Origin of the sequence: Limosilactobacillus vaginalis DSM 5837 = ATCC 49540, assembly GCF_000159435.1 — a bacterium.
Lineage (GTDB): Bacteria > Bacillota > Bacilli > Lactobacillales > Lactobacillaceae > Limosilactobacillus > Limosilactobacillus vaginalis.
Window position 1 is genome coordinate 38,194 of record NZ_GG693413.1, and the last position, 13,221, is coordinate 51,414.

Consider the following 13,221-nt stretch of genomic DNA (forward strand, 5'->3'; position numbering starts at 1 on the left):
GAGTGAGTGAAGTATATTTTGATAATGCAGCAACAACACCAATGACCAAGCCGGTGATTGATGAGCTGATAAAGCAAACGGAAAATACCTGGGGGAATGCTTCAACGGGGTATTCTTACGGTCGTCACTCCAAGCTAGTCCTTGAAAACAGTCGTCACGTAATTGCTCAAAGTATTAACGCTAAGGATGAGGAAATCGTCTTTACCAGTGGTGGAACCGAAAGCGATAATACCGCAATAATTCAAACAGCATTAACGCGACAAAATCTTGGCAAGCACATTATTACCACCGCGATTGAGCATGAAGCAATTTTGAAGCCACTACATTATTTAGAATCATTAGGATTTGATGTCACCTACCTGCCAGTTGATAAGAATGGCAATATTTCATTAGCAGATTTTAAGGCAGCCTTACGTGATGATACGATTCTTGTGTCAATCATGATGGGAAATAATGAAGTCGGTAGTCGGATGCCGATTCATGAAATTGGTGAAATTTTAAAGGATCACCAAGCATGGTTCCATACCGACGCTGTTCAAGCTTATGGACTCTTGCCGATCGATGTTGAGGCTGATCACATTGACCTTATGTCAACCTCAGCCCATAAGTTGAATGGTCCTAAGATGGTTGGCTTTCTGTATCGTCGCGACGGGATTAGTTTCCCTAGCTTTGTTCGCGGTGGTGATCAGGAAACAAAACGCCGTGCGGGAACCGAGAATGTTCCAGCCATCGCGGCGTTTGCTAAGGCGGTTTCCATTGATACCCCTGAGGAAAAGCAAAAGCGTCAAGAACGTTATTATCACTTTAAGCAGTTAATCGTTAAGCGGTTAACGGATGCTGGAGTTGACTTTGAGGTCAATGGACAACTAGACCCTCATGCTCTTAACCATGTTCTTAATTTATGGTTTAAGGGGATTTCTACCTATGTAATGCAAACCGATCTTGACCTTGCTGGCTATGCCGTTTCGGGTGGTTCTGCATGTACTGCCGGAAGCATTGAGCCTTCTCATGTATTAACCGCGATGTTTGGTAAGGATAGTCCGCGAATTAGTGAGTCAATTCGGATTAGCTTTGGGGCATTAAACACTGAAGAAGAGGTTAATGGCTTAGTGGATGCGATCATTGAAATTGTTAATAAGCTAAAAAATATTAAAGGAGTTGAGGACTAATGCAGTTTGTAAAAACAGTTCAACTTCAAGGGGATTCAGACAAGTATTCAATTAGTCCCGACATTAAACGATACACTTTAATTGATTTAGGGTTTGAAGAAACCAAACGCGGAAACTTTGAATATGTTGGAAGCGTTGATACTGACAACCCATTTAACCCGGTTGCTAAACTCCGGATCCTGATCTCTGCTGACCTAACTGGGTTTAAAATGGAAACTGTTACCGGGAACGGAATGCGGAAAATTAACATCTTTACTCATCCGCGCGCCAAGGAATTTGTTGAGCAGTATCATTTTATTTTAAAAGAAATGCTTAAACGGAATGTTTTTTTAGTAACAAAAGGGTAAATTAATGCAGTAGTTGGCAAGTTTTGATACAATAGTTCACACTGGTAACATGCGACCTTCTATCGTAGATTGTTCCAGAATCTATTTGAAATGATGGTGATTAAATAATGTCTGACAAGAGCCATACACGGGTGGTTGTTGGAATGAGTGGCGGGGTTGATTCTTCAGTTACCGCCCTCCTATTAAAGCGTCAGGGATATGACGTCGTTGGTGTCTTTATGAAAAATTGGGATGATACCGATGAAAATGGCGTTTGTACCGCAACGGAAGATTATAAAGATGTTGCTAAGGTAGCAACCAAAATCGGCATTCCCTATTACTCAGTTAACTTTGAAAAGGAGTATTGGGATCGTGTCTTCAAGTACTTTATTGCTGAATACAAGAAGGGACGGACACCTAACCCGGATGTTATCTGTAATAAGGAAATTAAGTTTAAAGCGTTTATTGATTATGCTAACCAGCTTGGTGCTGATTACGTTGCAACGGGACACTATGCTGATTTAAAGCGTGATGCTGACGGACGGATGCACCTGATGCGGGCAAAGGATCAAAACAAGGATCAAACATACTTCTTAAGTCAATTAGACTACCAGCAATTAGATAAGGTGCTGTTCCCACTGGCAAACTATACCAAGCCAGAAATTCGCCAAATTGCTGAAGAAGCTGGACTTGCTACAGCCAAAAAGAAGGATTCTGTTGGGATCTGTTTTATTGGTGAAGATGGCCACTTCCGTGAATTCTTGAGCCAATACATCCCAGCACAACCAGGAAACATGGAGACAGTTGATGGCAAGGTAGTTGGCCAGCATATGGGACTAATGTATTATACGATTGGTCAGCGTCGGGGACTTGGCCTTGGCGGTAATAAGAAGAGTAATGCTCCTTGGTTCGTCATTGGTAAGGATATTAAGAAGAATGTTCTTTACGTTGGTCAGGGGTATGAAAATGAGCACCTCTATGCAACTCACCTCGAAGCTAGTGATATTCACTGGGTTGATGATGCTGTAAGTCGGTATGGTCATGATTTTCACTGTACTGCCAAATTCCGTTACCGGCAAAAGGATGTTGGTGTAACGGTTCACATCTCTGAAGACGAGCAAATGGTTACCGTAACCTTTGATGACCCGGCACGGGCAATTACTCCGGGACAGGCAGTTGTCTTCTATGATGGTGAAGAGTGTCTTGGGAGTGCGATTATTGACCGGGCATATAATCATGATCACCTTTGCCAATACGTTTAAACATAAAAAATAATGCAAAGTAGGGAAGATACCGTTATTAGTATATAGGTGGTATACTTCCCTATACATATTAAGAAAAGTTTGGAACACGACGATTATTTTTTGTTAAAATAGAGGAAAAAGGTCGAATAATATGACTAAAGTTTACTTAATCCGTCACGGAAAAACACAATGGAATCTTGAATCTCGTTACCAGGGTGCTAACGGTGATTCGCCATTACTTGATCAAAGTTATAAGGAAATTGAATTACTAGCGGAATCGTTAAAAAATGTTCCAATTAATCACGTCTATGCTAGTCCGTTGAAACGTGCTCGGGTAACGGCAATGACATTATTACAGCACCTTAATCGACCGGTTCCTCTAACAATTGATAGTCGGTTAAATGAATTTAATCTGGGAAAGATGGAGGGGATGCATTTTGATGCGGTTGCTGAAAAGTGGCCTGATGTGTTAAAAAATTTCCGCCATCATCCTGATAAATATGATAGTTCTATCGTAGAAAGTGAAAGCTTTGCACAAGTTATTAACCGCATGGGAGCAGCCATCAAAGAGTTTTGTCGGAATGATCCGCATGGGACAATTTTAATTGTTTCACATGGGGCAGCTCTGAATGCTAGTATTAATGCGCTTGTGGGAACCCCTCTCGCACACTTGAAAGATCGTGGTGGCCTTAGTAACACTTCTACTACCATTCTGACTACAGATGATGCTGAACATTTTGAACTGGAAAAGTGGAATGATACTTCATACTTGCATAAGGCTAATGTTGATCCGACTGATACAATCTGAGGAGAGTGAATTTAAATGACAGAACAACAGACTAATCGTGAAGAACAAAAGAAGCAAACAGAACGTTTAGTGCATAAGTTAATTACTGCAATCGATGAATCCCCTGATAAAGCTAATAACTATTATGATTTAGGTTCATTATTAACTCGTCTTCAGGACTATGCTCAAGCTGAAGAACTATTTATGAAGGCTTTAGGGATCTTTGAGGCAAAGGGTGATCAGGAAGCCCAAAACCTATTAAATTACGGGCTTGGAAACCTATATTATGAGGTCGGTAAAGTTGATCAAGCCATTAAGCTTTACAACAAGATTGATGATAAGAAATTGAAGGCTGATTCTTATCTGATGCTTGCCCAAAGCTACAGTAAGAAAAAGCAGTATAAGCAGGTTGTTGCTTATGGTTTAACAGCTCATGAATTACGACCGGAAGATCCGGAAATTGATCAAGCTCTGGGAGACGCTCTTCTTGCTCTGGGTGAATTTAAGCAGGCTGCATCATACTATGATGCCATTTTGAAGCACCACCCTGGTCGAGCAGATACACAATTTAACCGTGGATTGGTAGCAATGGTCCTTGGAGAACCATATAAGGATTATTTGAATCAGGCACGGCAGCTTGACTTAGATTACTACACTAAGAGTGAAAAGCGGATTGCTGAAATTGAAAAAACGTTACAAGCAACGCAGAAACCGCAAAATGATAAATAATAAATTTAAGGAAGGATGACTTTCATGGCAGAAGAAATTAACCTATTTGAGGCGCCAGAAGAGCCATCCTTTTTTATTGGTCAAGTACAATCGGATATTTTTGATAGTCCTGATTCTTTTTATAAGGTTTTGCTAGTTTCGGTAGAAGACGCTAATTTCGATTGGAACGAAAGTGAAATAACGGTTACGGGGAGCTTTGGCGATCTCCGTGATGATCAAACGTATCGCTTTGAGGGAAAATTAATTGATCACCCTAAGTATGGTCGTCAATTCCAAGCAAGTTCATATCATGCTAACCAGCCAACCAGTAAAGAGGGAATTGTTAATTTCCTTGCTGGCAAGCAGTTCCCTGGAGTGGGGAAAAAGACTGCTGAAAAGATTGTTGATCAATTAGGCATTCATGCAATTGACAAGATCACTGCTGACCCGCATATTCTTGATGGCTTGAAATTACGTGAAGCAATTCGAACTAGCCTTGTTGAAAACCTGAATGCTAATCAGGGAATGGACCAAATTATTATTGGATTAAATGATTTGGGATTTGGGAGTAATCTGAGCAGTGCCATTTTTGACCGCTATGGGGATGAAACTCTTCATGTTATTAGTGAAAATCCATACCAGCTTGTTCAGGATATTGACGGAATTAGTTTTAAGCGGGCAGATCAGGTAGCCATTAAAATGGGAATTCCTGCCGATGATCAGCGACGAATCTCAGCAGCCATTATCCAGTCAATTGATGATTTAACGATGATGAGTGGTGATACCTATACCAGCGCTAAGCCGTTGCTTCAGGAAAGTATGCGCTTACTTTCAGATACTAATGGACAACCAATTCCAACTGCTAAGGTTACTCAGCAGATTGTTGAAATGGAGAAAAGCGGTGCCATTCAGTACGAAGATAAACGGATTTATCCGGCAAGTCTGTATAAGGCTGAATGGCAAATCGCCGAAAATCTGCACCGGCTTTGTCAAAACCAGGACGAGTCAAAAAATGAGAAGCAAATTACAACCATTCTGGAAAAACTGCCAGTCAAAACTGGAATCAAATATGATGAGATCCAGATAGAAGCGATTAAAACGGCATTAACATCTAAGGTAATGCTCCTTACCGGGGGACCAGGAACCGGGAAAACAACAATTATTAAGGGTGTTGTTGAGGCGTTTGCTGAACTTCACGAAATTGCTCTTGATCCGAACCAGTATAAGGAAAAGGCATTTCCAATTTTACTTGCTGCGCCAACGGGTCGGGCTGCCAAGCGAATGAGCGAAGCAACTGATCTGCCAGCAAGCACGATTCACCGCTTACTAGGGTTGAATGGTCGTGAAATGCCAACAGAATTAAACGCTAAGGATCTTGAAGGCTCATTATTGATCGTGGATGAAATGTCAATGGTTGATACATTGCTGTTTAAGGTTCTGGTTCAATCGATCCCGACATCAATGCACGTTATCTTTGTTGGTGATAAGGATCAGTTGCCCTCAGTCGGTCCTGGACAGGTTTTTCATGATTTGCTAGAATTTGCTGATCTACCACGGATTGAATTAAAAAAGATCCACCGTCAGGCAGCAGATTCAACAATTATCCCTCTTGCTCATGATATTCGTGAAGGGAAAATTCCAAGTGATTTAACGGTAAAAATGGCGGATCGTTCATTTATTGCATGCCACTCACGACAAGTCCCAGGAGTTGTGAAACAAATTATTGAGATGAGTCAAAAGCGTGGTTACGATGCTAATGATCTCCAAATCCTGGCACCGATGTATCGTGGCGCAGCGGGGGTTGATCGGCTAAACGATCTTTCCCAAGCCGTTTATAATCCAGCGGCTGCTAATAAGCAGGAGATTGAATTTCGGGGACAGGTGTTTCGAGTTGGTGATAAGGTTCTCCAACTGGTTAATAGTCCAGAGAATAACGTTTTTAACGGTGATATTGGTCGAATTACTGCAATTGAGAATGGCAGTAATAAGGGGAAAAAGAATGTCTCAATGACAATTGACTTTGACGGGAATGAAGTTAACTATGGACGATTAGAGTGGTCACAAATTCGGTTGGCGTATAGTATTTCGATCCATAAATCTCAAGGTAGCCAATTTAAGATGGTGATTTTACCCTTAGTTCATGAATTTGGTAGGATGTTACAGCGGAACCTTCTCTACACGGCTGTTACCCGGGCCGCTGACAAGCTAATAATGGTCGGGGAGACGTATGCCTTCGTTACGGCAATTAATAGTCAATCTGTTAACCGGCAAACTAGTTTGGTAAAGAGATTAACGGATACTTGGAAACATCATGGTAAATTAAAATCACCACTTGAGCAGGGAACGGAAAGTCAGTTTGAACCGGACAATATTAAAGAACATACTAGTGCTCAAGACGTCTCTGATGATCAATTAAGTCAAACTAAACAAACGATCCTAACCCCTGCATTGATTAAGTCAGGAGAAATCGATCCAATGATCGGGATGGAAGGACTTCGACCAGCTGATTTTAAAAAATAGTTCAGCTTGCACCAAATAAGAAAACTTGCGATAATAACAGTGTATTGTTGATTTTATCTTGAGGAGAATAACAATGACTGAAATAAAAGATGCGAAAAATGTTTGCTTATTTGCCTTAAATTCTAATGAACCCCTTGCTAAGAGTGTTGCTGATAAGATTGGTCTCCCACTTAGTAAGGCTTCCGTTAGTCACTTTGCAGACGGGGAAATTAAGGTAACCATTGACGAAAGTGTTCGTGGTTGTGAGACCTACGTAATCCAATCAGTATCCGATCCGGTCAATACTAATTTGATGGAATTACTGATTATGGTTGATGCTTTACGTCGGGCAAGTGCTGCCAAGATTAATGTTGTAATGCCATATTATGGGTACGCACGGCAGGACCGAAAAGCACGGAGTCGGGAACCAATCACTGCCAAATTGATCGCTAATCTGCTCGAAATGGACAAGATTGATCGACTAATTACAATTGATCTTCACGCTGCTCAGGTTCAAGGTTTCTTTGATATTCCAGTTGATCACTTACAAGCTACACAATTATTTGCTAAGTACGTAGAAAAACGTGATCTTGGCGATGATATTGTTGTGGTTTCACCTGATCATGCTGGAGTTAGTTTGGCTCGGCGCTTTGCAGAAGAAATTAAAGCACCGATTGCAATTGTTGATAACCGGAATGATGAGGTTCGTGAACGGAGTAGTCAAGAAGTTCCAGAATATGTTATTGGGGACGTTAAGGATAAAGTTGCCATTATCGTTGATGATATTGTTGATACTGGTGTGCGAATGAGTTTATCCGCTAAGGCACTCCAAAAATTTGGTGCGAAAAAGATTTATGGGGTTGCAACCCACGCAGTCCTGTCTGGAAATGCTCCTCAAGTATTGGAAGACTCGCCGCTTGAAGAAATGTGGGTAACTGATACCATTGAATTACCTGCTGAAAAGGAATTTAAGAAGCTTCACCGGCTTTCTGTGGCCGAACTATTAAAAGAGGCAATTGTTCGTGTCCACAATCACCAATCAATTCGTGAGTTATTTAAGCACTAGGAAAAACGAAGCTGGAAATTAACTTTCTCGGAGGGACGGTTAACTAACTTAGAACGATGAATGATGATAAAATCATCAGAATCGTTCGTAGTTAGGCTTGAGTCCCTCAGTTAATTTCCGCGATTAGACTCTGTAATTTTGGAGATCTCTAATTATAGATAAAGGGTGAGAAAAACGTTTAGTTTTTCTCACCCTTTAATTTATTAAGAATACGCCAGAACTAGCGATTACTTTAGCTTAGCCTGACGTTTTTTTCGTTAAGGTAATAATTATAATTGCATAGTAAAACCATCCGTTTTAGATGGGAAATGCAAAGTGTCTCGTTTGAACAGCCTGTTTTAGTAATAGATCTGCCAACTCGTCTTTTCGCTCTTGCTGTGAAATAAAAATCCCCATTTTTTCTTGATCGAAGCCAGTTACTAACTTGCTCTCATCACAGATAATTGGATTTTTCAAAACGTGAGGGCTCTTCTGAATTGCTTCTACTAGTTGATTAATGGTTATGGTTTCAGAAGTTAACTGAAGTGCTTTCGTATCTCGAGAACGGGTAGAAATCAAGTCGGCAGTCCCGTTAATCGACTTGCTTAGCAGATCGAGAATTTCTGCTTTAGTTAATGGCTGTTTTTCGATATTTCGTTCATGAACCGTTAGTTGATGAGCGGTGAGCCACTTAACTGCCTTCCGTTTTGAAGGATCGTTAGTGTGGTAGTATATACAAATCATGCGATCACTTCCTCCTATAACTATTTTTATTTTATCAATGAAATGAAATTAACAGTCTCAATCCTGACTTGTCTTTAATAAAATTTAAGCAAAATAACCTTTTTGTAACTTTCTTTATCTCATCTTTCCTTGATTAAAAAATAAAATCTTTAAAAATGTTAAAATTAGTACAAGAATTTCTAAAAAAATGATATGGTAAAAGAGATTTGAGTTATTAACTAAGTAATTAGCAATTATTTTTTCGTTTTTGAGAGGATGTTTCTGTATGGTAAAGAAAGTACGTAAGTATAGTTCATCAACAAGATTAGTTGCTGGAACGCTGGGAGCATTAAGTGTTTTTGCACTGACTACCCAAGCTAATAATACTGTTGAAGCAAAGGCAAAGAGTTCTAGTCATGCTGAACAACCAGCATCAATGAGTTCTTCTGCTAATGCTGTTCGTAATAGCGGTCAGTTATCATTAGCGCCAATTCAATCATCATCAGCTTCTTCTAAGTCGGCTTCAGTTGCTAAGGATGGAATTTATGTGGTTAAGAGTGGCGATACCTTAAGTGAACTAGCTGTTCAATTTAACGTTAGCCTTAATGATCTTGTTGCTTGGAATCATATCCAGAATCCAAACTTGATTTATGTTGGTCAACAATTATCAATTGATGGCAAAAATGTTAACTCAGCAGTATCACAATCAAGTGCTGCCCCAGTTGCTCAACCACAATCATTTACCGTTACAGGAAATGTTCAACAGGCTCAACCGCAAGCTGTTCAAGGAGCTGTTAGCGAAGCTGCCCAACCACAAGCAATGGGAAACACCGTTCAACAAGCGGCTAATCAACAAGGCCAATCATCACAAATGGTTAGTTCAGCATATACAAGTACAGTAAATGCAGCTGCTTATAACTCTGCTGCGCCTAGTCAACAGAGCTCTGCAGTTGCTGTAGCAGATAATCAACAGGTAAACAGTCAACAACCTGTTTCTGCTAATAGTACTCAAGCAGTGGCTTATAGTACAGCTTCACGAGCAGCCGCAACTAACCAAACGACAGCACAAAGTCAACAAGTAACTACTAGTTCAGCTGCATCTCAACAAACACAACAATCACAAGCTCAACATAGCCAAGCTGCTCAACAGGCAACTAGTCAACAAACTGCAAGTCAAAACCAAAACAATTCTAACTTGCAATCTGGCTCAGTTGTTAGTTTAGCAAGTAAGATTGCTAGTTCTAACAGTGTTCCATATCAATGGGGCGGTAATTCATTAAGCGGAATGGATTGTTCAGGATTTGTTCAATACGTATATGCAAATGCTGAAGGAAAGCAATTGCCACACAATACCGTTGCCATGGAAAGCTACGTTACTACCAAGCAAGTTAGTCAGGCTCAAGCAGGAGACCTTCTCTTCTGGGGAAATCATGGCAGCTCATACCACGTTGGTATTTACATGGGGAACAACCAATATGCTGCTGCGGCTAAGCCTGGAACCAACGTTGCAGTATATAACCTAAGCTCATACTTTACACCAAGTTTTGCTGGGACAGTCAAGTAAACATTAAAAATGGTAAAATAAAACAACCTAAGATTATCTTTGCTTTAAACTAATCTTAGGTTGTTTTTGTGATTTATTAATAGAGAGGCTGAGTAGATGACTTTTTATACTGAGAGTTACTTTATGCACCAGCAACAGTTTAATAGCTTAATTAACTATGCAGTAATCCTGATATTGATATTATTAGTTTTAATTAACTCCTTTCGCTATTTTCGCCATCAATTGCAAACCCGTTATCGCGACTTAGGAATTATCTTCTTTCTTCTTTTGCTGATTTTTGCGGGATTACAAATTACTAATTTAGAAAAAACTTACTCCCAACAGTCACAATCGTTACAGATGAGACCCTTTATTCGTGCAGTTGCTAAGGATCATGATATTAGTCCAAATAAGGTTGTTGTTAATTCAACAACCCTAACTGACGGAATTATTGTCCGGTTCGATAAAAAGGATTATCGGGTAAATTTGAGCCCAAGTGGCGATAACTATACGCTTACCCGTGCACACGTTGTTGATCATCGGGTAATTATCCAGAAATAGGGGGATGCTTATGGATTATGGTTTAATTACGATTAAATTTGTTTTAGGAATGATCTGCCTTATTTTCCAGATTAATATTCTGGGGAAGGGGAATTTGGCACCGACATCCGCAATTGACCAAGTGCAAAATTATGTTCTTGGGGGAATTATTGGTGGAATCATTTATAACCAGGACATTACCGTGCTGCAGTTCGTAATGGTTCTCTTAATCTGGACATTGATTGTGTTTATCGTTAAATACGCTAAGGAGCATAACGCGACAATCCAGAATATTATTGACGGCCGCCCTCGACTACTAATTAAAGATGGTCAATTACTGGTGGATAATTGTATGCGCGCAGGAATGACTGCTAATGAGTTAATGTTCCGCTTGCGAAGTCATGGAATTTATGAAATTGCTAAAGTTAAAAGCGGCATCTTAGAGCAGAATGGTCAATTGGTAGTAATTGAAAATAGTGATGAAAATATCCGTTTCCCGCTAATTAATGATGGTCAAATTAACATGGATGTTCTTGAATTAATTCACCATGATGAAAAGTGGATTGCTGAACAGGTGAAAGAAGTCGGCTTTGAGAGTATTAATGATATTTATCTCGGTGAATACATTCACGGGAAGCTACACTTGGTTGGTTATCCTAAAGATAATTAACTTACCAACAATAAAAAATGGACTGGAAAACATCAATTTTCCGGTCCATTTTCTATTGTTGGCTTTAATTAAGCGGTTCTTGCCAAAATTGATAGTGACTAGTATCAACATTCAAATCGTAAAATCGATTTCCCATGTTTTCCCCATCAATTTGCCCAAATTCCAATGAAGTTGTGGAATAATGGAGAGCTTTAGCGTGAAAGTGGTGGGCAAACCGTGATTCCGCTAATTTACCGCGACCAAACTGAATAACCTCCCAAAGGGTCAGAAGCCAATTCTTTCGTTCGGCAACGACCATACTAATTGCATCATCATTAACATTGGCTGAATGATCAATTTGGAAACCGCCACCAATATACGGATGATTTGTTGCTACTACAATAAAAGCATTAGCAAAAATATGGTGGTGACCCTGTTCCTGAAGAGTTAGTTGGAACGGTTGCTGATCATAAATAACACCGAATGCCTTGCTGAGGTAGGACAAGTTTCCTAGCCGCAATTTGTTGAGGCTTTTTTTAGTCTTTGATGAATTAGTTCGGCTAACAATTGCGGCGTCAAAGCCAATCCCAATGTTGTTAAGAAAATAACCTTCCTCATTCTTGATTGATTCGGTGTAATGGCCAATTGTGATGGTGCGTGCTTTGGTTGTCGAAATTATTTGCTGGAGAGCCTTTTCTGGATTTAACGAAATTCCGTAGCCACGAGCAAAGTCATTGCCGGTTCCCGCAGGAATATATGATAGCGGAAGGGTGGAACCAGCTTTAACTAAGCCGTTTAGAACGTTATGGAGGGTCCCATCGCCACCGATCACAATTACAACGGTATCCGAATTATGAGGGTAAGCTTTAGCAATCCGCTTTGCAAAGAAAGCTTCATGGTTAGCATAGTCGGTTTGGTGGAGGGAATAATCTAACTGTCCTTCAATAACTGGCTGGAGAATGTTCCAAGTTTTTTGAGCTTTTCCATTTCCTGCAGTTGGATTTAGGATTATCTCATAATGCATAATTAGACCTCCCTAGGATCAAGCAAAAGACAGCCGAGAGATTTTCCCCGACTGTCTTAATTAGCAATTAGAACTTAGTAATCTTAAAGTTTGGATTTTGCTTTTCGTATTCCAAAGCTTTATCGTCTAATTGTTCAACAAATTCAATGTTGTAGTCAGTATTTTCTTCAACCAATAATAATGCCTGAGCCTCTGAATCAGCTTCAATATACAATGATTGAGTATTTTCACGAACCGGCCGTTTAGTTGCATCGGGTTGGTAGTATACCTTAAAAGTCATACTGTAAAAAGCTCCTTATTATGTTATTTAAACTTTAGTTACTTAAATTATTTTAGCACATCTAATCAACTGTGTTACTTAAAATTGTAAAATGGTATGATTAAGTTAAATATAATTAAGAAATGGGATGAGCCTATGTCGTTCTTTTGGCTAGTTCTTTTAGCGGTTATTGTTGTTATTCTTATTTACGTTGCCGTTCATCGCTTATTGATTAACCGCGCAACGCTAATGTTAAAGAATCAGGCCCAATCAGTAACCGACCAGGCAGTAAATGATTGCCTTACTCAGCTAACCGGTCACTCTTTTTCATTATTTTCCGAAATTGTTGCAGACGTTTGGGGAAAAGGTGTTTTAGCTTTCGAGTTTCACTTTACTCCGGCACAATATCACCTTACACATGATCAGTTTAGTAGGGATGATCTTGAAAAGAAACTAACTGAATATGCTAAGCAAAACCAAATTCAATCCTTTGAGAAAAGTTCAACAGTGTTTAAAGTAACCGATTGGTGGACGTATGAGAATGTTCTGCATATTGATGTTGCTTATGTCTTAAATGAGGCTACGCGAGAATACATTGCAGATCTTCGGCGGTTGGATCAGCATGATCAAAAAAGCAGGAAATAGAGAGCTTTATAACTAAGTTAGGCTCCAGTATTCGGTAACTACCGAACGCTGGAGCCTTTT

Annotated in this window: 14 protein-coding genes; 11 read left to right on the forward strand and 3 right to left on the reverse strand. The window is 39.8% G+C overall.

Annotated elements, in window-relative coordinates:
* Positions 1-2: 2 nt before the first annotated feature.
* From HMPREF0549_RS03400 to HMPREF0549_RS03430, 7 genes are all read left to right on the forward strand, one after another.
* On the forward strand, positions 3-1,169 hold the full coding sequence (locus HMPREF0549_RS03400) for a cysteine desulfurase family protein (protein WP_003716848.1): 1,167 nt from the start codon (positions 3-5) through the stop codon (positions 1,167-1,169).
* Positions 1,169-1,516 carry a DUF1831 domain-containing protein gene (locus HMPREF0549_RS03405; RefSeq protein WP_003716849.1) on the forward strand — a complete coding sequence of 116 codons (348 nt, stop codon included), beginning with the start codon at positions 1,169-1,171 and terminating at the stop codon, positions 1,514-1,516. Before HMPREF0549_RS03400 ends, HMPREF0549_RS03405 begins: the two co-directional genes overlap by 1 nt.
* A 107-nt stretch (positions 1,517-1,623) precedes the next feature.
* Complete coding sequence (mnmA, locus tag HMPREF0549_RS03410; protein ID WP_003716850.1) at positions 1,624-2,757, forward strand: tRNA 2-thiouridine(34) synthase MnmA; 1,134 nt, start codon at positions 1,624-1,626, stop codon at positions 2,755-2,757.
* Positions 2,758-2,890: 133 nt separating this feature from the next.
* Positions 2,891-3,547 (forward strand): histidine phosphatase family protein, encoded by a 657-nt coding sequence (locus HMPREF0549_RS03415; RefSeq protein ID WP_003716851.1) that lies wholly within the window; start codon positions 2,891-2,893, stop codon positions 3,545-3,547.
* 15 nt (positions 3,548-3,562) lie between these two features.
* Positions 3,563-4,255, forward strand: coding sequence for a tetratricopeptide repeat protein (locus tag HMPREF0549_RS03420; protein WP_003716852.1), 693 nt, complete (start codon positions 3,563-3,565; stop codon positions 4,253-4,255).
* Positions 4,256-4,279: 24 nt separating this feature from the next.
* Entirely contained in the window at positions 4,280-6,754 is a 2,475-nt protein-coding gene (gene recD2 / locus HMPREF0549_RS03425; protein ID WP_040531057.1) for an SF1B family DNA helicase RecD2, read from the forward strand.
* A gap of 73 nt (positions 6,755-6,827) precedes the next feature.
* Positions 6,828-7,799, forward strand: coding sequence for a ribose-phosphate diphosphokinase (locus HMPREF0549_RS03430; RefSeq protein ID WP_003716854.1), 972 nt, complete (start codon positions 6,828-6,830; stop codon positions 7,797-7,799).
* A 297-nt stretch (positions 7,800-8,096) separates the two neighbouring features.
* Here the strand turns inward: HMPREF0549_RS03430 and HMPREF0549_RS03435 are convergent, their stop codons facing one another.
* Positions 8,097-8,522: a Spx/MgsR family RNA polymerase-binding regulatory protein gene (locus tag HMPREF0549_RS03435; RefSeq protein WP_003716855.1), complete on the reverse strand. Its 426-nt coding sequence runs from the start codon at positions 8,520-8,522 to the stop codon at positions 8,097-8,099.
* A 265-nt stretch (positions 8,523-8,787) separates the two neighbouring features.
* On the opposite strand from HMPREF0549_RS03435, the gene HMPREF0549_RS03440 reads away from it, so the two are divergent.
* From HMPREF0549_RS03440 to HMPREF0549_RS03450, 3 genes are all read left to right on the forward strand, one after another.
* Entirely contained in the window at positions 8,788-10,065 is a 1,278-nt protein-coding gene (locus tag HMPREF0549_RS03440) for a C40 family peptidase (RefSeq protein WP_003716856.1), read from the forward strand.
* A 96-nt stretch (positions 10,066-10,161) separates the two neighbouring features.
* Positions 10,162-10,605 (forward strand): DUF3290 family protein, encoded by a 444-nt coding sequence (locus tag HMPREF0549_RS03445; protein WP_003716857.1) that lies wholly within the window; start codon positions 10,162-10,164, stop codon positions 10,603-10,605.
* 10 nt (positions 10,606-10,615) lie between these two features.
* Positions 10,616-11,254 (forward strand): DUF421 domain-containing protein, encoded by a 639-nt coding sequence (locus HMPREF0549_RS03450; protein ID WP_081446179.1) that lies wholly within the window; start codon positions 10,616-10,618, stop codon positions 11,252-11,254.
* A 64-nt stretch (positions 11,255-11,318) separates the two neighbouring features.
* Here HMPREF0549_RS03450 and HMPREF0549_RS03455 read toward each other — a convergent pair whose 3' ends face one another.
* Both HMPREF0549_RS03455 and HMPREF0549_RS03460 read right to left on the reverse strand, forming a co-directional pair.
* A complete protein-coding gene (locus tag HMPREF0549_RS03455; RefSeq protein WP_003716859.1) occupies positions 11,319-12,257 on the reverse strand; it encodes a diacylglycerol/lipid kinase family protein in 939 nt (312 codons plus the stop codon).
* 67 nt (positions 12,258-12,324) lie between these two features.
* Positions 12,325-12,537: a DNA-directed RNA polymerase subunit epsilon gene (locus HMPREF0549_RS03460; protein ID WP_003716860.1), complete on the reverse strand. Its 213-nt coding sequence runs from the start codon at positions 12,535-12,537 to the stop codon at positions 12,325-12,327.
* A 135-nt stretch (positions 12,538-12,672) separates the two neighbouring features.
* On the opposite strand from HMPREF0549_RS03460, the gene HMPREF0549_RS03465 reads away from it, so the two are divergent.
* Positions 12,673-13,161 carry a hypothetical protein gene (locus HMPREF0549_RS03465; RefSeq protein WP_040531060.1) on the forward strand — a complete coding sequence of 163 codons (489 nt, stop codon included), beginning with the start codon at positions 12,673-12,675 and terminating at the stop codon, positions 13,159-13,161.
* The last annotated feature ends 60 nt before the right edge of the window (positions 13,162-13,221 follow it).